We start from the raw sequence: 20,855 nt of genomic DNA, 5'->3' as shown, positions 1-20,855 counted from the left end.
TCCCGGGGTGGGTTCGGGCCTTCACCCGTGAAGGCCCGAACCCACGATCGAGGGCGTCATACAGCACGATCTGGTTCGCGGAACGGTTGAGGATCCGCAGCACGCGATGCCCACGTGGCGTCCCGGCTCCCCCTGGACACATACGCGCCGAATACAGAGGTATCGAGATCCTCGAGGGACTCCAACACCAGAGTGGCAATCGCAAAGCGAGGATCGCAGCGATCAGCGGCCTCGGGAACGGCGACGACCGTCATCTGGGCTGACACGCCAGCGAGGACGCCGTTGAGCGAGTCCTCGATCACAATGCATTCGCCGGGTGACGCCCCGAGGGCGGCGGCTGCGCGGAGATAGGCGCCCGGGTGGGGTTTGCCGTGTTCGTCGTCTTCGGCCGAAAACACGGCATCGAAAGATCGGTCAAGGCCGGTGCTCGCGAGCGCATGCCGAATCACCGACTCCGGCGAAGATGACACGACGGCCATCGCCCTCGATGCACGCGCGCACGCCGCGACGGCGTGTTCGGCGCCGGGTTTCAGCGTCACTCCCTCCAACCTACGGCATACGGCGGCCACGATCTGCTGCTCGACGTCGTCGGGGTCGGCTTGAATGGTGGCCCGATCGAACCAATAGGCCACCATGTCCCTTTGCCGAAGCCCGCGCGTCGCCGCCTGCATCTCCGTTGTGAGGTGCAGGCCAAACGGACCGAACACCTCACGCTTTGCCGCGTCCCAGATCGGCTCGGAGTCGATCAAAAGGCCGTCTAGGTCGAATAGGACAATCGGTTGCATCGGTTGCTCTTTCGTTGGCGATCATGCGAGGACGAGCTGCCCCGCCCTGCATGAGCAGATGGTGCTGCGGTCGATGACGATACTCATGAGCCGCTGGCTGGCCCGGCGGCGAGCGTGAACCGTCCCGGGGTGGGCTCGAAACCCGCCGATCAAGTTCGGTACGACAACGGCTTCTTACACCTATGCCGAGGTGTCGCACGGAGACGGTGGCGGCTACACCAAGACGCAGGAGAACGCAGGCCGCGGTGCCTCTTCGCGAGCCCTCAGGGTCCCTTGATGTGGTCGCTCAAATCCCCGCCGATTTGCGGGTTCAGAAGGCCAATGTGGTCGAACCCGACCTGATCCGCGAGCTCGCGCATGTACAGACGGCTGGAGGCTTCAAGAAGTAGCGAGTACGCGTCTGCCGCCTCGCGCGAGCGGCGCCATCCGGTGACGCACACCACGGTGGAGACCAGGAGCCCGGGCCACCACATGGTTCCAATGGCCGCGTAGAGCAAGCCCCAGCCCAGCAAAGTGGTCGCGCCAGTCAGCCGGCCTCTCGCCGCGGTGACTTCGGTGCGCGCCGTATCGGGCAGCATCAACCACAGGTGGGGCCAGACGAGCCCGAGGTCGACATCGAATTGCCGTTCCAGCCGGATGGCGGTGGCGTTGATTCGGTCCCCGATCCAGGTGGGTCGTGCCGGTCGCTCTTCCGCTATGCGGAGCATCGCAGTACGAGCTTCCTCCATGCTGTGCGTGCGCGCCCCAGAGCTCCCTTCGGATGACGGGACGGTGATGCGGGCGCGTTCTTGCCCAAGCAGCATTTGGTAGGTCTCTGCATGGCGGTCCCACCGTGCGCGGCGCGTGGCAGTGTGATGGCGGGCCAACTGCCTTGCTCCCCATGGCCATTGAGTCCAGTCCGCGGCGAGCGAGACTCTTTCGATGGCGGAGCCCGCGGCCTGGGCTGCAAGGCCTGCGACCGCTGAGGCCAGGAGGATCGCGGTCAACACCACTGCCAGTCTGCCGGTCGTCGTCCATCGAGGGGAGGCTGCCCATCGGTCGATCTCATGGGTCAGTCGCGCCAGGTCGAGGGCGTGGAGATGGCCAAGGGTCAGGGCAGATGCCAGCGTGGCCAGCAGCAGTACGCCCGGCAGAACGAGCAGGGTCAGCCACCGCTCGGCAAGCTTCTTGCCGAGTTCGCCCAGCAGCCCGCCCATGTCAGATCTTCACTTTCCTCAGCCTGACTTCCGCCCCCTCGTCAATGCGGCACACCGGGGGCGCGGTCGATCCCTCGCGCGGCCACCAACTGCGTGAGCAACGCTGCTGTCGTGGGCAGATGAAGACGGACTCTCTACGTGCCGCAGTGATTCCGGTGGGCCTCACCCCCCCCCCCCCCCCCCCCCCCCGCGAACCCCGCCCCAAAACTCCCAGCGCATCGCCTGACGCGAGCACCGCCTCATGGAGATCCTCCAGAAGGTCGGAGACTGCGCGCCCGTCTTTGACCGCCAGTCGGAACCGATTGAGGCTGGTCGCGTCACCGGTCTCTTCGAGTAGCGTCCGGATCTCTCCCGAGTGCTCGCACACGTATGCCACGCCGTCGGCATCCGGCCCGTAGAAATCACCCTGCTCGGACACCCTGATCCCCCTGCATGTAAGAGAGTTGACGTACCGTCGGATGGCACGGTCATTTCTCTCACACGACGGCACGGGGGAGCAATGCAGACGGAGATCGAGGATCGTCTGGCGCCGGTGGTGGCACGCCTGAGTCATGCGGGCGAGTACACACCGATCTTGGAACCGTCCGCAATGGAGGACGCGCGACGCCTGGCCGCGGTACTCCCCGAGGACTACCTCGGGCCGGCCAGGGAGGCGCTTGGCCTCCTGTACTGGATGCGAGCCGTCCTGCGGCACGAGGCCGGTCTCGACCACAGCGAGGAAATCCACTGCGCAGTGGAAGCGTTCACAGCCCACTTCATCGCCGGCGTAGGGAACAACGGGCAAGTGACGGTGCGGCTGACAGCCACGGTGACCATCGAGGGCCGGGCTGCCGGAACCTGCACCGCCACCGGGCGCCTGCCGCTGGACAGTGCCGGCGGCCTCACGTGCTCCGCCGCCGGCGCGGGGCCCGTCTTCACCCAGGAGCAGGCCAGGTTGCGGCGCGCCGCGGATGCACAGGCGCAGGCGACGGGAAGCGCGGTCCCCTACACGCTCCACTCCCTCGCCGACACCACCGTCACGGTCCTTGCCGAGTTGGATGAGGCGGCAGTGGAGGAGGAACAGGCAGATGAGGAGGAGGTGGCAGTCGACGCACCGACATTCGCCGATGTGATGGCCTCGGGTGCACCGGGCGGCCACGGCGACGAGGATGCGGCACCGGACTGCACTCGGTCCCGTCCACAGGGAGCGGTGCCGAACGGAGCCGGGTGGATCCTCAACACCACTGGTGCGTACGGCCGCACCGAAGTGGGTCGGGCCTGCCTGAAGAACCCGCCCAACAACAGCAGCAAGGAGAAGAAGCCCGACCCGTTCGGTTATGCGGAGGCCCGCGTCGCGGTGCGCAGGCTCGGCAGGGACCCCGAGACCGACCTGGCCCGATGCCACATCATCGCGGCACGGTTCGGCGGCTCGAACACCCTGAAGTCGAATCTCAGCCCCTGCGGCCAGCGGATCACGAACATCGGTGCGCTCAGCATGACGGGAATCGAAGACCGGGTGGCCAAGCAACTGGAAGACCATCCGGACGGCAGCGTCCGCTACCTGGTGGAGCCGTTCTTCAAGGCGGCCAACAGCAGCATCCCCAAGGGATTTGTGATGATGGCCGTCTACTACACCCCGGCCGGAACCGTGTACTGGGTCGACGCGCGGTCGGTACTGAACGTCGTGGAACCAGCTGGCGGAGGCGGCCTGGTGAACATCGGGAACTGACGACATCGGGGGCGGAGGACGCACTGCGTGTGGCTCACGATCACGGGGTGGCGACGGGCGACGAGGGCAGCCGGTGAGCCCGGCGGCGGCGCCGAGCCGGCCGGTTGCGCGTTGATGGTCCGCCGTTCGAGCGGGCAGGCGTCACTGTTCGGCGCGGTCCTGCTGGTGGTCAGCGAGCTCGTCGCCAACGCCGTACGGCATGCCCACAAGTCGCCGGACGCCGAGGTCACCCTGGAGATGACCGAACACCTGCTGGTGGTGGGGGTGGGGGACCTGGATCCGCGCCCCATGACCCTGGCCACCGCCGAGCGTGCTTCCGGGCAGGGGCTGCGCACCGTGGCCGAACTCGCCCGTGTGTACGGCGGCGACGTCCGCGTGGAGCCCGCGGGCGAGCGCGGCAAGTCCATCGTGGTCCGCTTCATCCTGCCGGAAGGAACCCCGTGATCAGCAGTCACAGACCAGACGCCCAGCTGTACGAGATCACCTACCTCGGCGCCGTCGACGATTCCGATGCCCGTACCGTCGAGGCGCGTGAGGTCGCGGGCGTCATCGAGGAGGCCGGGCAGCACGGCAGGCAGGTTCTCGTGCGCCCGTACGCGTACCCGCAGGATGCCCCGAAGGCTGCGAACGGAGAGCACTCGTGACCGACGGCAAACCCGAGGAGAGCGCGGCGGCGAAGCAGGAGAGGTGGCTGGCGAAGGGGGTCGCCCTGCGCGCCTTCTTCTACATCGTCGGCACGCACCTGTTCGCCGGGTTCGTGTGGTTGCTGTTCTATCTGGGCCGGCACGCCCAGCAGTAGGAAGAGGCCGTCTCCCGGTGTGAATAGTGCGGTGAACCCCGCACTACGGGAGACGGCCGCCGATCACGGCCCCTTGTTACCGGGGGCTGTTGGCGCGAAGGTCGGCGAGCAGTTCGGCCTGGCCTTGAAGGACACCGGAGAGGATGCTGCGGGCGACTCGCAGCAGCTCCGCGACCTCGTCGCTCGTGAGCCGGTAGTACACGTTCGCGCCTTCGCGGCGGGTGACCACCAGGTTGGCCTTGCGCAGGACCGCGAGCTGTTGTGACAGGCTCGCGGCTTCGACACCGACCTCGGGCAGCAGCTCGGCGACCGCGTGCTCACGCACACTGAGCAGCTCCAGAACGCGGATGCGGACCGGGTGACCCAGTGTCTTGAAGAACTCCGCCTTGAGCTGGTACAGCGGTGCGCTCACTTGGGTACCCCTGCCTCGACTGCCCATCGCATCCACCCAGAACCGTTTCGCCGTAGAGGGCGTCCTTTCGCCCCTACACACCTTGTGACCTCCACAATTGCAGATCACCGCAACTCCTGGGGCAGTGCATCCTGTCTTTGTGACGTTCGGTCCCGCGCGCAGGGCCGTCAGCCCTTCGTGACGAACACGGTCCCCATGGAGCGGGCCTGCTCGGTCGGCCACTGGTCGCTGCTCCATTGGCGCTGCTCGTCGCCCACCGCGTGGTGGGCGGCCAGCGCGGCGGGCAGGTCGCAGTGGACGGGGATCGGCGGGCAGGAGCCGTCTGGGACGAGGGAGCCGTCGGCGGGAATCGAGGCGAGCTCCAGGGGCCGCCCCTCCTCGGCGAGCCGGCGGGCCGCCTGGGCGACGGCGAGCTGTCCGCCCACCGACCAGCCAAGCAGTCCGCTCAGGTCGAGGACGACCGGTCCGGTGCCGCGGGCCAGGACCCACCCGATCGCGCCGGTGAAGCGCGCGATCGCATCCGAGCCGAGGTATCCGGCCAGGGACAGGACACCCAGGCCGGGGTGGATGGTGTAGCGCCACTCGATCGTCATCATCACTCTCTCGTCACTAACTGCAACTGCGCTCTACAGGGGAAGGGTGATCCAGATGCTCTTGCCGCGCCCGTCCGCATCCGCGCGGACCACTGCGGTCCCGCCGAGCTCCATCGTCATCTCGACGACGGTGGCCAGCCCGCTGCCCGGAGCCGTGGCCAGCGCCCCGAAGAGGGCGGGCTGGTAGGGGTGGCGGTCGTGGACGGCGAACGCGTACACACCCGCCCCGTGCGCGAAGGTCACCGTGATCGTCGGCGACAGTGCGGCGGCGTGGCGGACGCTGTTGGTGACCAGCTCGGTCAGGATCAGCAGTCCCGGCCCGACGCTCGGATGCCGCAGGCCCACACCGCACTCGACCAGCACCAGTTCGGCCGTCTCCCGGGCCATGCGTACGGCCGAACCCTTCGCGGGTACGGTCAGCACGTGCCGGTAGGGCATCGTCTGGACCTCGACGCTCACCGCCCGGTCCCCTGAGCGGGGCGGGCGAGACGGAACCCCGACACCTGCTGCGGGTGGATGCGCAGCAGGGTGTCGTGCGGTCCGTGGGCCCAGCCGGGCAATGTCCGCCGGTAGTGTGCGGCCTCATCCGGGTCGGTGATGATGTCGGCCGGACCGTGGGCCGTCACCGTCCAGCCGGTGCCGGCCTGCGTGCGGATCTCGTCCGCGTGATAGGTCAGCACCGCCCTGCAGGGGATCGCTGCGGCCTGCACGGGTGTGCGGACGATCAGGCGCCCGTAGTCCAGGACGTGGCTGGCCGGGCGGACGAGAGCATGCTCGCGCTGGACGTAGACCAGGCGCCCTTGGGCAGAGCCTTCGAGGAGCCACAGGGACTCGGTGCCGGAGACATCGATCATGAGGCGGTCGGCGGGGGCGGTCATCGTGCGGCCTTCCGGATGCGGTGCGGACGGTGCTTGAGCGGCAGCAGCCCTGCCTGCTCCAGGTGCTTGCGGGCGCCTGCGATCGCCTCGGGCGTGGTGGCGTACTCCCGGCCGTCGTGCCGCAGGAGGTCGAGTGCGCCGACGGCCTCCAAGGCCTGGCGCTGAGCCGGCCGGATGCCGGACGTCAGGACGGCGATGCCACGCCGGTTCAGCTTCTGGACCGCGTCCTTCAGGACGAGTGCGCCAGTGGCGTCCATCGTGGTGACGCGGGACATGCGCAGGATCACCACCTTCACGTCGGAGACCTCCGACAGCTCCAGCAGGAAGCGGTGCGCGCCGGCGAAGAAGACGGGCCCGTCGATGCGGTAGGCGACGATGTGCTCGGCGAGCAGCGCGTGCTCCTCGTCGCTGTGCTCGCCGGGCAGGTCCGGGCGGAAATCGACCTGGTCCATCCGCGCCTGGCTCGCGACCGCCTTCAGGGCGAGCGCCCCGGCCACGACGAGGCCGATGATCACCGCATAGACGAGATCGAGGACCAAGGTGGCGGCCGCCGTCAGGACCAGCACGACGGCGTCCGAGCGGGTCGCCTTCGCCATCGCCCGCAACGAGCCGACCTCGACCATCCGGATCGCGGTCGCCAGCAGCACCCCCGCCAGAGCGGCGAGTGGGATCTTGGAGACCAGGGGCGCGGCGGCGAACACGATCACCGCGAGCACGGCGGCATGCGTCAGGGCGGCGAGCCGGGAGGAGGCGCCGGTGCGGACGTTGACCGCCGTGCGGGCTATCGCCGCGGTGGCCGGTACGCCGCCGAACAGCGGGGCGGCCAGGTTGGCAATGCCCTGCCCGAACAGCTCCTTGTCCGGGTCGTGCTGCTGCCCCACCGTCATCCCGTCCGCGACCGTTGCCGACAGCAGCGACTCCAGTGCGGCCAGCGCGGCCACCGCGATCGCGGGGGCGAGAAGCGAACCCAGCGTGGACAGGTCGAGGAAGGCCAGGGAGGGCGCGGGCAGCCCGGACGGCAGATCGCCGATGGGGGCCGCGGCCTCCAGGTGGAAGACCTGCGCGATCACGGTCGCGGCGATGACCGCCACGATGGAGAACGGGACGGCGGGCCGCCAGCGGGCACCGAGCAGCATCACGGCGGCGACGCCGAGCGAGAGCGCGATGGCCGTCCAGTTCGGGGCGTGCGCGAACTCGACGACGGCCCGCCAGGCAACGGCCAGGACCTTCTCGCCGTCCGGCTTGGGTACCCCGAGCGCGCCCGGTATCTGCTGAAGTCCGATCACGCACGCGATGCCGAGGGTAAAGCCCTCCACGACCGGCGCCGGCACGTAGCGCATGTACTGCCCGGCCTTCATCAGCGCCAAGGCGATCAGGAGGACACCGGCCATCAGCCCGACGGTCAGCACCCCGCCGGGCCCGTAATGGGCGACGATCGGCACCAGCACCACCGTCATCGCACCCGTGGGCCCCGACACCTGAAGGTTGGACCCGCCGAACAGTGCGGCGAGCGCGCCCGCGACCACGGCGGTGGCGAGCCCGGCCTCGGCGCCGAGCCCGGAGGAGACCCCGAAGCCGAGCGCGAGCGGCAGGGCGACGATCGCGACGGTGAGACCGGCCAGGAGATCCCCGCGGGGGTTTCGGCGCATCACCGCGAAGTCGCCCCGGGTCGGCATCAAGGAACGGACCCGGTCGAGTCCGGTGGTCAGCACGGTATTCATGGTGCGGGGACCTCGGATTCGCGCAGCTCCTCCAGGAGCTCGCTCTGCCCGGTCAGCACCTCGGTCAGAATCCGCCGGGCCGCCCGCATCAGCTGCGCGACGTCCCCACCCGCCAGCTCGTAGATCACCGTCGAGCCGTCACGGACCGAGGTCACGATCCCCGAGCGACGCAGCACCGCGAGCTGCTGCGACAACGCCGAGGGCTCGACCTCGATCGCGGCCAGGATGTCCCGTACCGGCATCGGCCCGTCCTGCAACAGCTCCAGGACCCTTATCCGTACGGGGTGCCCGAGCATGCGGAAGAAGTCGGCCTTGGCCTGATACAGCGGAACAGGCATGGTCTCGCATCCTTCTCATCACCCCGGGCGCCGGGGAAGCGACTGGTGCTGTGCCTGCGGCTACCTACGGGCACGGCCAGTACAGGATCTACGAAATTGCATAATTTTGCAATTAGTCGATTTTGCGGTTCTTCTCGCACCGGAGGCTGTAACGTCACGGCGTGGGCCCCGCCGCATCCCCCGTCGGCGGGGCCCTTCCGGCGGGCTCGTGTCGGCGTCGACCGTCCTGGAGCACCGCGCGTACGTACCGAGCTAGGACAGAACAGATGGCGGCGAGCCTGCCCCCGTGCCCGAAGTGCTCCAGCGAGTACACCTACGAGATGAACGCGCTGATGGTCTGCCCGGAGTGCGCCCACGAGTGGGTTCCCGTTTCGGCCGGGACGGGTGACGAGAGCGCCTCGGGTGTGCGGGTGATCAAGGATGCCGTCGGGAACGCGCTGAGCGACGGCGACACCGTGACCGTCGTCAAGGCCCTCAAGGTCAAGGGCAGCCCGTCGGGGATCAAGGCGGGCACCAAGGTGCGTAACATCCGTCTGGTCGACGGGGTCGACGGCCACGACATCGACTGCAAGATCGACGGATTCGGTGCCATGCAGCTCAAGTCGAGCGTGGTCAAGAAGGCCTGACCTGGCTCCCGGCTCCGGGGTCTGATCGACGTTTCGGGCGCACTCCGGTAGGCAGGGGCTCTCGACGGCCGGCGGTTTCTGTCGCGCTCGGCCAGCGGCTCGGGCGCGAACTTGTGCACGAAATTGCGAAACGGCCCGACCCGCTCGGGCGGTTTCTAGGGGTCGTCGCAACACGTGGTTGGTTTGATCAGGCCGCGAGGAGTTTATGCAGGCGCTCGGCTGGGGTTTCCCAGTCGAGCGTTTTGCGTGGGCGGCCGTTGAGCTGGGCTGCGACGGCGTCGAGGTGGTCGCGATTGTGGACGGCCAGGTCGGTGCCTTTCGGGAAGTACTGCCGCAGCAGGCCGTTGGTGTTCTCGTTGGAGCCGCGCTGCCAGGGGCTGGCCGGGTCGCAGAAGTAGACCGGGACGTCGGTGGCGACGGTGAACTCGTGATGGCGGCCCATCTCCGAGCCTTGATCCCAGGTCAGGGACCGTTTCAAGTGGGCGGGTAGCCGCTGGACGGTTTCCTGGAGTGCGTCGCGGACCTGCTCGGCGCTGCGGCCGTTGGGCAGGTGCAGGAGCATCACGTAGCGGGTGGCGCGTTCGACGAGGGTTCCGATCGCGGAGCCGCTGTCCTTGCCGATGATCAGGTCGCCTTCCCAGTGCCCGGGCACCGCCCGGTCCTCAGCCTCGGCGGGACGCTCACTGATCATGACCATGGGCTCGGCGAAGCGGGGCCGGCGCTGCTCGGCCTGGCGCTGCGGCTTGCGGCGTGCGCGTCCGGTCCGAAGTGCTCCGGCGAGCTCTCGCCGTAGTTCTCCGCGTCCTTGCACGTAGAGGGCCTGGTAGACGGTTTCGTGGACCACGTGCATCTCCGGCCGGTTCGGGAACTGTGCCCGCAGAGCGTGGCAGATCTGCTCCGGGCTCCACAGCTCGTCCAGGCCGGCCTGGACCGCGGCCCGCAGCTCGGGGTTCAGGGTGATCTTGCGCGGCTTGGGCCGGGGGCGGCGGCCATCGGCTCGGGCCTGGGCCGCGTGCGGCCGGTACTGGCCGCCCACGGGGTGGCGGTTGCGGCGGATCTCCCGGCTGACGGTGGAGGGGCTGCGGCCGAGCTCGGCCGCGATCGCCCGGACCGTGGCCTTCTCCCGGAGCCGGTCGGCGATGTGGATCCGGTCGGTCTCACGCAGATACCGCGAGGGAGCGGACGGGGGCGCCACCGCGTTGAGCGGTGACGCCCCGACGTTCCCGCCGGACGGGGCGCGGCCGTTACGCCAGCGCCGCCCGGTCTTCTCATTGATGCCGACGATCCGGCACGCCTCTTTGTTGCTCACACCCCGCTGCATGAGCTGAAGGTAGAGGCGCCGTTCCTCGGACAAGGCACGGCGCCCCTGGACAACGGACCGGTCCCGGATCTTGAAGTCCATCGCATCCCCTGAACTGGGGTGTTGCAACGACTCCTAGAACCCAAGTCGGGGGGTCGGGCCGTCTTCGAATGACCCTCAGGCCAGGGCGAGGAAGAGCTTCTCGAGTTCTTCCTCGGTCATGGGCGGCTGGGCTCCATCGGCATTGTTCATGCACTGGCGCATGCCGCTGGCGACAATTTTGAAGCCGGCCCGGTCGAGTGCTTTGGAGACGGCGGCGAGTTGGGTGACGACGTCCTTGCAGTCGCGGCCGGCCTCGATCATGGCGATGACTCCGGCGAGCTGTCCCTGGGCGCGGCGCAGACGGTTGAGGACTGAGCTGACCGCTGCTTCGTCGACCTTCACCGGGTGCCTCCTGATTGGCGTGCTGTCCCCTCATGGTACCCCAGGGGGTATGCGTGAGGGTCAGTGATCGCGGAGGGCCGCGAGTGTGGCATCGAGCTCGCCCTGGTGGGGGCGGTTGTGGGGGAGCTGGGCGAGGGCGGCTGCCATGCCGCAGGTGTTGGTGAGGGCCGAGAAGGCCAGGCCGCCGGCGATCGTGGCGGAGATGAGCTGGAAGGCGGGGTGGATCAGTCCGAGCGCGAGGCCTGCGAGGACGAGGATGCCCGCGGTCAGGCGGACCTGTCGTTCCATGCTCCACGTGGTGCGGGAGGGGTGCTCGGGGTGGTGCAGGTCGTGGCCGGCGGCGGTCCACGCGCCGGTGCCCCCGGCGAGGGTGGCGGTGCTGATGCCGTGCTCGGCGAGCGTCGTGCAGGCGCGGTCCGAGCGTGCTCCGGAGGCGCAGACGACGAGGATGGCGCCGCGGCCGGCGGCGTGACGGATGTCGGGCAGGGCGCGTGAGAGCTGATCTAGGGGGATGTTCAGGGCGCCGGGCAGGTGGCCTGCGGCGTATTCACCGGGGGTGCGGACGTCGAGGATGGTGAGCTCGTGCAGACGGGTGCGGGCCTGGGCGGAGTCGAGGGTGTGACGGGTGGTCATGGCGGAGTGGTCCCTCCTGGGTGGCGGCCTGTCCGGGAGCGGGCGCCGGGTGAGTTTGGGGTGGGTCGGGCGGGCTGCTGCGGTGTCAGCGGATCGCGTCGGTGAGCATGAAGGCCGCGACGGCCAGCAGTGTGACGGCGAAGATCCGTTGCAGGGCGGGGCCCGTGATCTTGACGGCGAGGCGCCTCCCGTCCCAGGCGCCGAGGATCGCGGCGCCGGTGAACGGTGCGATGACCGCCCAGTGCAGAGGCGCGGGGCTGCCGGTGCGGGCGGTGAGCGCGGCGAGTGAGTTGACGGTGATGACGAGCAGGCTGGTGCCGACGGCTGTCCGCATGCGCAGGCCCAGGACTCCCACGAGGGTGGGGACGGCGAGGAATCCGCCGCCGACGCCGAGGAATCCGGTGATCGCGCCGAGGCCCGCGCCGGCTCCGGCGGCGCGGAGCGGCTGTGCCGGGCGGAACTCCTTCTCGGCTTTGGGGGGTTTGAGCATGCGCAGGGCGGCGACGCCCGCGATGGCCGCGAACGCGGCGGTCAGCACCTGTTCGGGCAGTCGTGCGGCGAGGGTGGCCGCCGCCATGGCGGGGAGTATGCCGGCGGCCGCGAAGAGGGTGCCGGTCTTCCAGCGGACGTTGCCGGAGGTGGCGTGGGTGTAGAGAGCGGTGGCGGATGTGGCGGTGACGATGATCAGTGACGCCGTGGTGGCGGCGGCCGGGCTGAAGTCGAGCAGGTAGATCAGGGCCGGGACCGCGAGCACGCTGCCGCCGCCCCCCAGGGCCCCGAGTGCGAGGCCGATGACGGCTCCTGCGGTCAGGGCGAGGAGGAGCGTGCTCACGCTATCGAGCCGCTGTTTCCACAGTCGTCGACAACAGGTAGCCCGGCCGCGGCCCAGGCGCTCATGCCGCCCTTGACGTCGATGGCGTCCGCCCCGCGCGCGGTCAGGAGCTTCACGGCCTGCCGGGAGCGGTGCCCGGAGCGGCAGATCACCACCAGTGGCCGGCCCTGGGCGGCCGGGGGCACCCCGTCACTGGTCATCAGGGCAGAGAGCGGGGCGTGCACGGCCCCGGGTGCGTGTCCGGCCGTCCACTCGGCGCGCTCGCGTACGTCGAGCAGGACGGCGCCCTCGTCACGGGTGCGCTGATGGGCCTGGGGCGGAGTCATGCGGGCGGGGCCGCGGCGGAAGAGGAACATCTGTGGGTCCTTCTCTCGTCGGAATTGGGGAGGGCGAGTCGTCAACTGTCCAGGCGGCCGGGCCCGCTGACTACCTGGAGGCCTGTGCCCCGGGCGGCGTCGAAGGAGTCGTCGACGGCTACGACCTCGCGCCCGGCGGCATCGAGCAAGGAGGCTGCGATTCCCGCGCGCATTCCGCCCGCGCAGTGCACCCACACCACTCCGCCCGGTACTTCGTCCTGGCGCCGGTGGAGCTGGTGGACAGGGATGTGTACCGAGCCCTTGATCCAGCCCTCCGCCCGCTCGGAGTCCCGCCGTACGTCCAGCACGATCCTGTGCTCGTACGGGTCCAGGGCAGCGAGGTCGGCGAACGTGGCCCGCGGGAAGCTCTGCGGATCCTCGCCCTCCGGAAGCCAATCGGCGGGCTCTCCGGTTGCCGCGGCGGCCGGCCGGTCGATACCGACCCGGGCCAGTTCGCGCTGTGCCTTCGCCAGCTGCTCGGGGGATTCCGCGAGGAGGGTGACGGGCTTGCCCCAGGGGATCAGCCATGCGAGGTAGGTGGCGAGCTTCCCGTCGGCCTCGAAGTTGAAGGCACCCGCGACGTGCCCCTGGGCGAATGCGATGCGGCTGCGCAGGTCGACCACCCATTCCCCGGCCGCCAGGCGGGCCGCGATGTCGGCGGCGTCCGCCACGGGAGGTGCGGTGAGGTCGACCGGAGCAGGGCCCGCGGCGTTGGCCGGTCCCATGTGGGCGTAGTAGGCGGGCACGTCGTCGAGACGGGCCAGCAGGGCGGAGACGAAGACGTCGACGTCCTGGACGAGGGCGTCGTTGCCCGCCTTCTCCTTGCCGATGGTGCTGGCGTTTGCGTCGGCCTGGGCCGAGGAACAGAAGCTTCCGAAGCCGTGGGTGGGCAGCACCTCGGTTTCGTCCGGCAGCTCGGCGGCCAGCCGATGCGCGGAAGCGTGCTGGGCGCGGGCCAGCTCCTCGGTCAGGCGCGGCTCCACCAGGTCGGGCCGCCCGACCGTCCCGATCAGCAGGGAACCCCCGGTGAACACCGCGACGGCCGCGCCCTGCTCCTCCAAGACGTAGGAGGTGTGATGCGGGGTATGGCCGGGGGTGGCCAGTGCCCGGAGCGTGATTCCCTCGTCCACCGTGACGGTGTCGCCGTCATGGACGGGGGTGCGGGCGAAGGACACCCGGGCCGTGGCCGGCACCAGGTACTCCGCGCCGGTGAGGCGTGCCAGATCCAGCCCGCCGGTGACGTAGTCGTTGTGGATGTGGGTCTCCACGACGTGGGAGATCCGCACTCCCCGCCGGGCCGCCGCGGCGAGCACCTGGTCGATGTCGCGCGGCGGGTCCACCGCCACGGCTGTGTGGGCACCGCCTGCCAGGTAGCTGCGGTTGCCGAGCCCTTCCAGGTCAAGGGTGTCGATGAAGAACACGCTGTCGCTCCTTCGCGTGAGAATTACCCCCGGGGGTATATCTCGAGCGTAGCATCAGTACCCCCGGGGGTATTTTTGGCAGTGATCAGGGCCGTCGGAGACCCGTGGGCGTGCCTACTCACGGCCAAGGCCTTGGTCCTGCGGAACGGCGAGCCGGTCGAGATGGCCACGGCCGAGGTGGCCGTCGGGGACCTCATGCTCGTACGCCCGGGGACGAAGATCGCCGCAGACGGAGTCGTGGAGGAGGGGGAGAGCGAGGTCGACGGTGACGGGAGAGAGCCTGCCCGTACGCAAGGAGCCGGGCTCCCCGGCGGTCGGCGCCACCCTGAACACCAACGGCACCCTGCGGGTGCGGGCCACCAAGGTGGGTGCGGACACGGCACCGGCCCAGATCGTCAAGCTGGTCCAGGAGGCTTGCCGCCACCGGCCGCACCGTCGTCATCGCCGCCATCGACGGCCAGGCGGCGGCCCTCATCGGCATGGCCGACGCACCCCGGGAGAGGATCGCTGGCGCGGGGCGGCAGCGACCTGCTGCTCACCACCGGATCGGCGCCGTTCCTCCGTGTCGACGGCGCCCTGCGACCGGTCGAAGGGCCCGCACTGACCGAGCCGGAGGTCGACCGCCTGGTGACCGGGGTACTGGGCAAGGAACTCACGGAACGCTTCCGCCAGGAGAAGCAGGTCGATTTCGCGTTCAGCTGGGGGGAGAAGGCCAGGTTGCGCGGGAACGCCTTCGTGCAGCGCGGCGCGTCGGCCCTGGCGCTGCGGATCATCCCGTTCGACGTGCCGTCGTCCGAGCAACTCGGGCTCCCCCCCCGGTCGTCATCGGCTGGGCGGGCAAGCCGCGCGGGTTCGTACTGGTCACCGGGCCGACCGGGTCGGGGAAGTCGACGAGCCTGGCTGCGCTCCTCGACCATGTCAACACGCACCGGCCGGTGCACATCCTCACCATCGAGGACCCGATCGAGTACCTGCACCAGCACAAGCGCTCGGCGGTCAACCAGCGCGAGGTCGGCACCGACACCGACTCGTTCCCCTCCGCGCTGCGCGCGGCCCTGCGCGAGGATCCCGACGTCCTGCTCCTCGGCGAGATGCGCGACCCGGAGAGCATCTCCGCGGCCCTGACCATCGCCGAGACCGGGCACCTGGTGTTCGCCACCCTGCACACCAACGACACGGGGCAGACGCTGGACCGCATAGTCGACGTGTTCCCAGCTGAACAACAGCCGCAGATCCGGCTGCAATTGGCGCACACCCTGGTCGGCATCCTCAACCAGACGCTCATCCCCAAGGTCGGCGGGGGTCGGGCGCCCGCCTTCGAGGTACTGGTAGGCACGTCGGCGATCCGCAACCTGATCCGCGAGGGCAAGACCCGCCAGCTCCGCAACATGATCGCGACCGGCCACCGCGACGGCATGCAGACCCTTGAAACCAGCATCAACGCCCTCGTAGCGGCAGGCACCATCACCTACGAGGAGGCCGTGCTGCACACGGCCTATCCGGAGGACATCCAGCGACCCTACGCCGCGGCCGGCCGCACCTGACCGTCTGATGGGTCGCGTCTCGAAGAGACAGGCTGGAGCGCGGAGGCCGACAGCGGGGGTCCACCAGATCCCCGCACCGCGGCCCGCCACCGTGGACCTCACCAACCGACGGGCCACCGCCGCACACACCGCGGCCAAACCCACCGTGCCCATCCGCCAGGCCGAACGCCTGCGAGCCCTGCCCAAGAAGGAACTGCCGCGGATCTGCCAGAAACCGACGATCACGGTCCGGCCCGGCGACCTCGGCAAACGAGACAAGTTCCGCCAGGACCGGCACCAACATCGCCGACCCAAGCAAGCGGCTCGCCCACGGCCGCGTCGCCCAGACCATCCTCCTCGCCCTGATGGTCTGCAGCGCCAACCTGCAGATGCTCTTCAGCTGGAACCAGACCACCGGCACCGCAACCAACGGGGATCTTGTCGATGTGATCGCGGAGCTCACGGAAGCAGCTCCGGCCTCCATCACCACGCACGGGCTTTCCCCGCCCCAGCAGCCGACGACGGTCCACACGAGTAGCTGACTCCCCGGCACTACACGACGAGCTCAAGCACGCCCAGCAGCGGCTCCGACGCCCCTCACGCACCCGAACCACCCCGAACCCCAGGCCGATCCTCCGCCAGGCGACCGCCCAAGGCCCTGCCCGCTTCCGTGCTTGCGGCGGCTGGGGGCAGGGGCCTTGGAACCCTGCCACCTGGCACATCTACACACACGTCCGGACCCCTGATGCTCCCGCCGGCTCGACCTACGAATACACCGGAGTCGGCACCTCCACGGACGGCTGAAGCTCCCACCCCGGCCCTCGCGGGCGCCCAGACAGCTTGCCAAAGAGATAGGGGCCCCCGAGAGGGGCAGGCTGATGGAGCCGGGGGAGATGCGGCGCCCTGGGCTCCGTCACCAGCCAGGTGCCGTCCGGGCCGTACGCGGTGCGGAAGAATCCGGTCGACGCGACGCCCGAGCCCCCGGTCGTTTCGGTTGCCCGATTCGGGCGACCACGGCGGCGTCTCAGCTCATTACCTGGCCGGCGAGGCGCAGCGTGATCAGATCACCCTGCGTCCGTCATGGCTGGAACCCTGCCACCGTACGGCACGCGGGCCAAGCAGGTCCTGATCATCGGTGCCCGTGGAAGACGTGCTGTGTGCTCTGGAATGCGTCTGCCCGGATAGTCCCAGGAGGCGGTGTCATGCCGACCGGGCTGACGATGGATCCGTAGGACCCGGTTCCCGGAGGGCCCGCCTGGGCTGCTCGGGGCCTGACGGCGACCGTGGACGCAGGGCAAGGACGCTGCGGCGTGGGGTACAGGTGCCAGATGAATGAGCGCATCCCGGTCGAAGAGCTGATCAGCGGCGCCGCGCAGGCTGCCGGCGGATGGCTGGGCGCACTGCCGGTCGCGCTGGTGGCCACCAGCGCGGACGGAACGATCGTGCGCTGGAACCAGGTCGCGCAGGAATTGCTCGGCTATGCGCCGCCGCAGATGCTGGGGCGCAACATCGCAGACCTCCTCCATCCAGGATCCGATCGCAGTCTGGGCCGCTCTCTCTGGGAAGCCGCGGCCGCCGGGCGGGGCGTGATGGGCATGGTGACCGCCTGGCACCGCGACGGGCACCCGCTGGAGCTGGAGATCTGGGCCTCTCCGGTGTCCGACCGCGGGCGCGGCGTGGCCACGGTGCTGGTCTTCGCTGCCGATGCCCACGCGGCACGGCGCATCCGGGGGTCGTCGGCGATATGGGAAGGTTTGTTCGACCGCTCCCCGGTCGGCATCGCGATTCTCGACTCGCAGCTGCGGTTCCTGCAGGTCAACCCCGCGCTCGAAGCCATGAACGGTCTGCCGGAATCGGCACACGTGGGTCGTCGCCTGGCCGAGATCCTCCCGGAGGTGAATGCGCGCGAGATGGAGGAGGCCATGCTGCAGGTGCTGGAGACCGGGCGGCCGGTCCTGGACCGTCGCCGTGTCGGACGGACGCCGGCGGAACCGGACCATGACCGTGTGTGGTCGTGTTCCTACGTCCGGGTGGAGGATCCCGCCGGCATGTCGATCGGAGTCATCGCCTCGCTCGTCGACATCACCGAGCAGCAGCGCGACCACGTCGAGGCCGAAGCCGCACGGCGCCGGCTCGCCATGCTCAGTGAGGCAAGCATCCGGGTCGGCTCCAGCCTCGACCTGGAGCGCACCGCGCAGGAACTCGCCGATCTCGCCGTGCCGCGCCTCGCCGATGCCGTTACCGTGGACGTCCTGGATGCGCTGGCGCGCGGGGACGAGCCCGGCATGGGGCTGACCGGCGGCGTCGCCTTGCGGCGCCTGGGCAAGGCCCCGCTGTCCGGATCCAAGGTGACCGACATCCTCGCCCCCCTCGGCAGGACGCTCGTCTTCCCCGTCGCCGCTCCCTACACGCAGGCCCTCGCGGCCCGGCAGTCCTTCCTGACCGCCCGTCTCGACGAACAGGCCGTCGCCCCCGCCGCCCGGCACTCGGCCAAGCCCGCCCAACTGGTCGCGGTGGGTGTGCACTCACTGGTCATGGCACCCCTGGTGGCCCGGGAGACGGTGCTCGGCGTCGCCACGTTCTACCGCACCCGCCCGGTAGGACCCTTCGGGTCCGAAGACGTCACCCTCGCCGGTGAACTCGCCGCCCGCGCCGCGCTCAGCATCGACAACGCCCGCCTCTACCACCGTGAGCACGACACTGCGGTCATCCTCCAGCGCAGCATGCTTCCCCAGCACATCACCCCGCCGCCCGGCATCGCGGTCAGCCACCGCTACCTTCCCGCGAGCGACGTCAACGAGATCGGCGGTGACTGGTACGACGTCCTGCCCTTGGCGGGCGGCAAGGCGGCCCTGCTCATCGGCGACGTCATGGGGCACGGCATCGCCGCCGCCGCAGTCATGGGCCGACTGTCCGCCTCCGTACGGGCCCTCGCACGCCTGGACCTTTCGCCCGTACGGCTGTTGCACCAGCTGGAAGCCGTCCTCGGTGATCTGGCCGAGCCGATGCTGGCCACGTTCCTGTATGTCGTCTGCGACCCGGCCACCGGACACTGCACCGTCACCAGGGCCGGACACCCGCCGCCCGCACTCGTGCTCCCCGACGGCACGGTCCGGCTCCTGGACACCCCGCCCGGTGTCCCCCTGGGAGTCGGGGGCATCGCCTTCACTCCCACCGAGATCAAGGTGCCTCCCGCCAGCCTTCTCGTGCTTTACACCGACGGACTGATCGAAGCCCGGGGCCGTGACCTGGACGAGCGGCTCGCCGAGCTGACGCAACTGCTCGCGGATCCACAGCGGCAGCTGGACCACCTGTGCGACTCGCTGATCACCCACCTCGTTCCAGCGGCGGCCGACGACGACGTCGCGCTCCTGGTCGCCCGCATAGGCGGGGTGCCGTGAGGAGCTGTCGGGCTTCCGTGGCACCCGGGCGGATGCGCCTGTGGCGTACGCCAGCGGGCGGCGTCCCGGGGGACGGCGAAGCGGGTCAGCCGGGCCGAGCCCGGCGTGAGCTCCTGCCAGGGACCGGGGCAGGCGAGCACCGCGATCGCGGACGTCGGGAATTTCTCGGACAGGCGCTCGATCGCTTCGGCCTCCGCTGCGTTCACGGCCTTCCGTGCAAGGCTGACGGACAGATCCTCCAGGCCCGGGTTGTGGCCGACGAGCAGCAGCGTCCGTACCTCCTGCGGTACTTCGGAGACCACCTCCAGCAGTTCCTCCGGCTCGGCGGCGTAAACCCGTTCGTCGAAGCGCACGGGTACCGCGGCGCCGAGCTGTCCGGCTGCCAGTGCCCAGGTCTCGCGGGCCCGTCGGGCGGTGGAACAGATGACTAGCGCGGGGACGCAGTCCGCGTCGCGCAGCCAGCGGCCCGCCGCGGGCGCGTCCCGTAGACCCCGCGGACCAAGCGGCCGCTCATGGTCCGCGACGTCGGGCCAGGCGGATTTGGCGTGGCGCAGCAGCACCAGGCGGCCGGTGGATCCCGCGATCATGACCTCAACCTCATGACCTCAGCCTCGCACGGTGCACGGTGCGCGGTGCGCGGTCCGCGGTCCGCGGTCCACGGGGCCGGACGGGAGGACGGAGTCGTCCAGTTACGGCCACCGGTGACCGCTGCCGGGCCCCGGGTCACTCCCCTCGCCAGCGAGCTGTCGGCCGCCTCTGGATGTCCGCGTCGCATCACCGCGCCGGCGAGTGCGTGACGATGCTCCTCGCCATGGCCCATCCGGGCCTTGGGCGATGGTTCCGGCAGTCACCGGGGAGGACACCGTCCTTCGACTGGCGGGCGGTGGGCGGCATGCCTTCCAGGTGAAGGGTTTCAGAGGGCGTCTGAACGGTATGGTTCAGAGGGAGGCGGCGCGTTTGCCGGCCTTGCGCAGGGCGAGTGCTCGACGTCCTCACCCTCCGAGACGGCCGGATCGCCGAGTTCACGTCTTTGCTCGCTCCCGCGGCCCTCGGCCTCCCCTCCTCGCCGGCCTGACCTTGATCTCCCCGTAAACCGCACTGATCAGGGTCGGGCCGAACAGAAAAGCGAGCCAGGTCCACGTGTACCAGTGCTTCCTAGTCCCCTCGATCTCCGCGGCCTCGGCCGGGGGCGCGATGCCCGATGGGTCCCAGTAGACCGCGATCCGTCCGTCGTTCACGAGTTCCTCGTCCGGATAGGAGGACCAGCGGTCGAGCAGGTGCCCGTCCGGATGTCTCACCGGGTAGTACTTGTCGAGGCACCCGTACTCGTCCCCGTCGGGCCTCCAGCCGACGTCGGTCTCGCACTCCGGCGCACCGATTGACGCCGAGACCCGTTCCCCGTTCAGGATCAGGTACTCCCGGCTTATCCCCACCAGGCCGAACAGCACGACGAACATGCCGAGCACGGAAAGGCTGATGAACACCTTCAGGTTCTCGTCCTCCCGCACCAGAGCGGTCAGGAAGAGCCCGGTGAACACAGCACCGCAACCGCCGAGGACAAGAGCGATCAATTGCAGGACGAAGAAGTCGGCCGACCAGGCCAGTAGCGCCAGCAGAGTGCACAGTGAGACGACCAGCGCGACCCTGACGACCCGCCAGGCAAGTCGAAGGACGCCGGTCGAGCGCAGCTCCATGCTGAGGTTCGGGTCCGCTTCGATCTGCTCGGTCATCTCGGTGACGATCCGGTCGGACGCCCGGGTCAGCTTGGACAGCATTCTCCCCGGCGGGTTGAGCGACCGTTCCTCGTCCGTGGTCCGCAAGTCCCGGGCCAGCTGAACGGTCTTCTCGACGGCGCGATGTGACTTGCGCTGTTTTCTGGCCACGCGAGC

At 69.7% G+C, this 20,855-nt stretch carries 24 protein-coding genes and 2 pseudogenes; 10 read left to right on the top strand and 16 right to left on the bottom strand.

The annotated features are described in order from the left end of the window. Nucleotides 1–56: 56 nt before the first annotated feature. Complete coding sequence (locus ACODT5_RS06885) at nucleotides 57–785, bottom strand: HAD family hydrolase (RefSeq protein ID WP_422518291.1); 729 nt, start codon at nucleotides 783–785, stop codon at nucleotides 57–59. 263 nt (nucleotides 786–1,048) lie between these two features. Continuing rightward, a complete protein-coding gene (locus tag ACODT5_RS06880; RefSeq protein ID WP_422518290.1) occupies nucleotides 1,049–1,981 on the bottom strand; it encodes a hypothetical protein in 933 nt (310 codons plus the stop codon). A gap of 499 nt (nucleotides 1,982–2,480) precedes the next feature. Between ACODT5_RS06880 and ACODT5_RS06875 the strand changes: the two genes are divergently transcribed. Genes ACODT5_RS06875 through ACODT5_RS06860 form a run of 4 tightly spaced genes read left to right on the top strand, consistent with a single transcriptional unit; the run spans nucleotide 2,481 to nucleotide 4,488 of the window. After that, nucleotides 2,481–3,689 carry a DNA/RNA non-specific endonuclease gene (locus ACODT5_RS06875; RefSeq protein WP_422518289.1) on the top strand — a complete coding sequence of 403 codons (1,209 nt, stop codon included), beginning with the start codon at nucleotides 2,481–2,483 and terminating at the stop codon, nucleotides 3,687–3,689. A gap of 27 nt (nucleotides 3,690–3,716) precedes the next feature. Then, the gene (locus ACODT5_RS06870; protein WP_422518288.1) at nucleotides 3,717–4,133 is read left to right on the top strand and encodes an ATP-binding protein; all 417 of its coding nucleotides are present in this window, start codon (nucleotides 3,717–3,719) and stop codon (nucleotides 4,131–4,133) included. Next, nucleotides 4,130–4,333, top strand: a complete 204-nt coding sequence (locus tag ACODT5_RS06865) for a hypothetical protein (protein WP_422518287.1) — start codon at nucleotides 4,130–4,132, stop codon at nucleotides 4,331–4,333. The genes ACODT5_RS06870 and ACODT5_RS06865 overlap by 4 nt, the downstream gene beginning before the upstream one ends. Next, the gene (locus ACODT5_RS06860) at nucleotides 4,330–4,488 is read left to right on the top strand and encodes a DUF6126 family protein (protein WP_422518286.1); all 159 of its coding nucleotides are present in this window, start codon (nucleotides 4,330–4,332) and stop codon (nucleotides 4,486–4,488) included. The genes ACODT5_RS06865 and ACODT5_RS06860 overlap by 4 nt, the downstream gene beginning before the upstream one ends. Before the next feature lie 76 nt (nucleotides 4,489–4,564). Here ACODT5_RS06860 and ACODT5_RS06855 read toward each other — a convergent pair whose 3' ends face one another. From ACODT5_RS06855 to ACODT5_RS06830, 6 genes are all read right to left on the bottom strand, one after another. Next, the gene (locus ACODT5_RS06855; protein ID WP_412078666.1) at nucleotides 4,565–4,900 is read right to left on the bottom strand and encodes an ArsR/SmtB family transcription factor; all 336 of its coding nucleotides are present in this window, start codon (nucleotides 4,898–4,900) and stop codon (nucleotides 4,565–4,567) included. A gap of 167 nt (nucleotides 4,901–5,067) precedes the next feature. Beyond that, nucleotides 5,068–5,496, bottom strand: coding sequence for an STAS domain-containing protein (locus ACODT5_RS06850; RefSeq protein ID WP_422518285.1), 429 nt, complete (start codon nucleotides 5,494–5,496; stop codon nucleotides 5,068–5,070). A gap of 30 nt (nucleotides 5,497–5,526) precedes the next feature. Beyond that, entirely contained in the window at nucleotides 5,527–5,931 is a 405-nt protein-coding gene (locus tag ACODT5_RS06845) for an ATP-binding protein (RefSeq protein ID WP_422519574.1), read from the bottom strand. A gap of 17 nt (nucleotides 5,932–5,948) precedes the next feature. Further along, a complete protein-coding gene (locus ACODT5_RS06840; RefSeq protein WP_422518284.1) occupies nucleotides 5,949–6,371 on the bottom strand; it encodes a pyridoxamine 5'-phosphate oxidase family protein in 423 nt (140 codons plus the stop codon). Next, nucleotides 6,368–8,092 (bottom strand): SulP family inorganic anion transporter, encoded by a 1,725-nt coding sequence (locus tag ACODT5_RS06835; RefSeq protein WP_422518283.1) that lies wholly within the window; start codon nucleotides 8,090–8,092, stop codon nucleotides 6,368–6,370. Before ACODT5_RS06835 ends, ACODT5_RS06840 begins: the two co-directional genes overlap by 4 nt. Beyond that, complete coding sequence (locus ACODT5_RS06830; protein WP_422518282.1) at nucleotides 8,089–8,430, bottom strand: ArsR/SmtB family transcription factor; 342 nt, start codon at nucleotides 8,428–8,430, stop codon at nucleotides 8,089–8,091. Before ACODT5_RS06830 ends, ACODT5_RS06835 begins: the two co-directional genes overlap by 4 nt. A 266-nt stretch (nucleotides 8,431–8,696) precedes the next feature. Between ACODT5_RS06830 and ACODT5_RS06825 the strand changes: the two genes are divergently transcribed. Continuing rightward, nucleotides 8,697–9,056, top strand: coding sequence for a zinc ribbon domain-containing protein YjdM (locus tag ACODT5_RS06825; RefSeq protein WP_422518281.1), 360 nt, complete (start codon nucleotides 8,697–8,699; stop codon nucleotides 9,054–9,056). A 187-nt stretch (nucleotides 9,057–9,243) separates the two neighbouring features. Here the strand turns inward: ACODT5_RS06825 and ACODT5_RS06820 are convergent, their stop codons facing one another. The 6 genes from ACODT5_RS06820 to ACODT5_RS06795 form a co-directional block, all read right to left on the bottom strand. Then, nucleotides 9,244–10,458, bottom strand: a complete 1,215-nt coding sequence (locus ACODT5_RS06820) for an IS30 family transposase (protein ID WP_422518280.1) — start codon at nucleotides 10,456–10,458, stop codon at nucleotides 9,244–9,246. Nucleotides 10,459–10,533: 75 nt separating this feature from the next. Further along, nucleotides 10,534–10,800 (bottom strand): metal-sensitive transcriptional regulator, encoded by a 267-nt coding sequence (locus ACODT5_RS06815; protein WP_250739415.1) that lies wholly within the window; start codon nucleotides 10,798–10,800, stop codon nucleotides 10,534–10,536. 60 nt (nucleotides 10,801–10,860) lie between these two features. Continuing rightward, the gene (locus tag ACODT5_RS06810) at nucleotides 10,861–11,433 is read right to left on the bottom strand and encodes a rhodanese-like domain-containing protein (RefSeq protein ID WP_422518279.1); all 573 of its coding nucleotides are present in this window, start codon (nucleotides 11,431–11,433) and stop codon (nucleotides 10,861–10,863) included. 85 nt (nucleotides 11,434–11,518) lie between these two features. Continuing rightward, nucleotides 11,519–12,265: a sulfite exporter TauE/SafE family protein gene (locus tag ACODT5_RS06805; RefSeq protein WP_422518278.1), complete on the bottom strand. Its 747-nt coding sequence runs from the start codon at nucleotides 12,263–12,265 to the stop codon at nucleotides 11,519–11,521. Continuing rightward, complete coding sequence (locus ACODT5_RS06800; protein ID WP_422518277.1) at nucleotides 12,262–12,621, bottom strand: rhodanese-like domain-containing protein; 360 nt, start codon at nucleotides 12,619–12,621, stop codon at nucleotides 12,262–12,264. Before ACODT5_RS06800 ends, ACODT5_RS06805 begins: the two co-directional genes overlap by 4 nt. 41 nt (nucleotides 12,622–12,662) lie before the next feature. After that, entirely contained in the window at nucleotides 12,663–14,042 is a 1,380-nt protein-coding gene (locus tag ACODT5_RS06795) for a rhodanese-like domain-containing protein (RefSeq protein WP_422518276.1), read from the bottom strand. Between the two features lie 162 nt (nucleotides 14,043–14,204). On the opposite strand from ACODT5_RS06795, the pseudogene ACODT5_RS06790 reads away from it, so the two are divergent. From ACODT5_RS06790 to ACODT5_RS06770, 5 genes and pseudogenes are all read left to right on the top strand, one after another. After that, a pseudogene (locus ACODT5_RS06790) lies at nucleotides 14,205–14,646 on the top strand (P-type ATPase actuator domain-containing protein). Then, a complete protein-coding gene (locus tag ACODT5_RS06785; protein ID WP_422519573.1) occupies nucleotides 14,546–15,586 on the top strand; it encodes a type IV pilus twitching motility protein PilT in 1,041 nt (346 codons plus the stop codon). The pseudogene ACODT5_RS06790 and the gene ACODT5_RS06785 overlap by 101 nt, the downstream one beginning before the upstream one ends. Before the next feature lie 344 nt (nucleotides 15,587–15,930). Continuing rightward, nucleotides 15,931–16,107 (top strand): hypothetical protein, encoded by a 177-nt coding sequence (locus tag ACODT5_RS06780; RefSeq protein WP_422518275.1) that lies wholly within the window; start codon nucleotides 15,931–15,933, stop codon nucleotides 16,105–16,107. Nucleotides 16,108–16,893: 786 nt separating this feature from the next. Next, nucleotides 16,894–18,966: a SpoIIE family protein phosphatase gene (locus tag ACODT5_RS06775; RefSeq protein ID WP_422518274.1), complete on the top strand. Its 2,073-nt coding sequence runs from the start codon at nucleotides 16,894–16,896 to the stop codon at nucleotides 18,964–18,966. 251 nt (nucleotides 18,967–19,217) lie between these two features. After that, complete coding sequence (locus tag ACODT5_RS06770; protein ID WP_422519665.1) at nucleotides 19,218–19,397, top strand: hypothetical protein; 180 nt, start codon at nucleotides 19,218–19,220, stop codon at nucleotides 19,395–19,397. Here the strand turns inward: ACODT5_RS06770 and ACODT5_RS06765 are convergent. Continuing rightward, nucleotides 19,362–19,553, bottom strand: a pseudogene (locus ACODT5_RS06765) (SixA phosphatase family protein); the annotation flags it as partial. The gene ACODT5_RS06770 and the pseudogene ACODT5_RS06765 overlap by 36 nt on opposite strands. 435 nt (nucleotides 19,554–19,988) lie before the next feature. After that, nucleotides 19,989–20,849, bottom strand: a complete 861-nt coding sequence (locus tag ACODT5_RS06760) for a hypothetical protein (protein WP_422518273.1) — start codon at nucleotides 20,847–20,849, stop codon at nucleotides 19,989–19,991. Between the last annotated feature and the right edge of the window lie 6 nt (nucleotides 20,850–20,855).

Source organism: Streptomyces tatrensis, assembly GCF_049310065.1.
Classification (GTDB): domain Bacteria; phylum Actinomycetota; class Actinomycetes; order Streptomycetales; family Streptomycetaceae; genus Streptomyces.
Note: the sequence above shows the minus strand (reverse complement) of the source record. Positions and strands in the feature narration are given on the sequence as shown.

Bases quoted from the DNA above. Each gene is read 5' to 3' on its own strand.
- ACODT5_RS06820 (WP_422518280.1), bottom strand. From the start codon at position 10,458: ATGGACTTCAAGATCCGGGACCGGTCCGTTGTCCAGGGGCGCCGTGCC.
- ACODT5_RS06835 (WP_422518283.1), bottom strand. From the start codon at position 8,092: ATGAATACCGTGCTGACCACCGGACTCGACCGGGTCCGTTCCTTGATG.
- ACODT5_RS06880 (WP_422518290.1), bottom strand. From the start codon at position 1,981: ATGGGCGGGCTGCTGGGCGAACTCGGCAAGAAGCTTGCCGAGCGGTGG.
- ACODT5_RS06840 (WP_422518284.1), bottom strand. From the start codon at position 6,371: ATGACCGCCCCCGCCGACCGCCTCATGATCGATGTCTCCGGCACCGAG.
- ACODT5_RS06800 (WP_422518277.1), bottom strand. From the start codon at position 12,621: ATGTTCCTCTTCCGCCGCGGCCCCGCCCGCATGACTCCGCCCCAGGCC.
- ACODT5_RS06845 (WP_422519574.1), bottom strand. From the start codon at position 5,931: ATGCCCTACCGGCACGTGCTGACCGTACCCGCGAAGGGTTCGGCCGTA.
- ACODT5_RS06830 (WP_422518282.1), bottom strand. From the start codon at position 8,430: ATGCCTGTTCCGCTGTATCAGGCCAAGGCCGACTTCTTCCGCATGCTC.
- ACODT5_RS06775 (WP_422518274.1), top strand. From the start codon at position 16,894: ATGAATGAGCGCATCCCGGTCGAAGAGCTGATCAGCGGCGCCGCGCAG.
- ACODT5_RS06810 (WP_422518279.1), bottom strand. From the start codon at position 11,433: ATGACCACCCGTCACACCCTCGACTCCGCCCAGGCCCGCACCCGTCTG.
- ACODT5_RS06850 (WP_422518285.1), bottom strand. From the start codon at position 5,496: ATGATGACGATCGAGTGGCGCTACACCATCCACCCCGGCCTGGGTGTC.
- ACODT5_RS06875 (WP_422518289.1), top strand. From the start codon at position 2,481: ATGCAGACGGAGATCGAGGATCGTCTGGCGCCGGTGGTGGCACGCCTG.
- ACODT5_RS06885 (WP_422518291.1), bottom strand. From the start codon at position 785: ATGCAACCGATTGTCCTATTCGACCTAGACGGCCTTTTGATCGACTCC.
- ACODT5_RS06780 (WP_422518275.1), top strand. From the start codon at position 15,931: ATGGTCTGCAGCGCCAACCTGCAGATGCTCTTCAGCTGGAACCAGACC.
- ACODT5_RS06825 (WP_422518281.1), top strand. From the start codon at position 8,697: ATGGCGGCGAGCCTGCCCCCGTGCCCGAAGTGCTCCAGCGAGTACACC.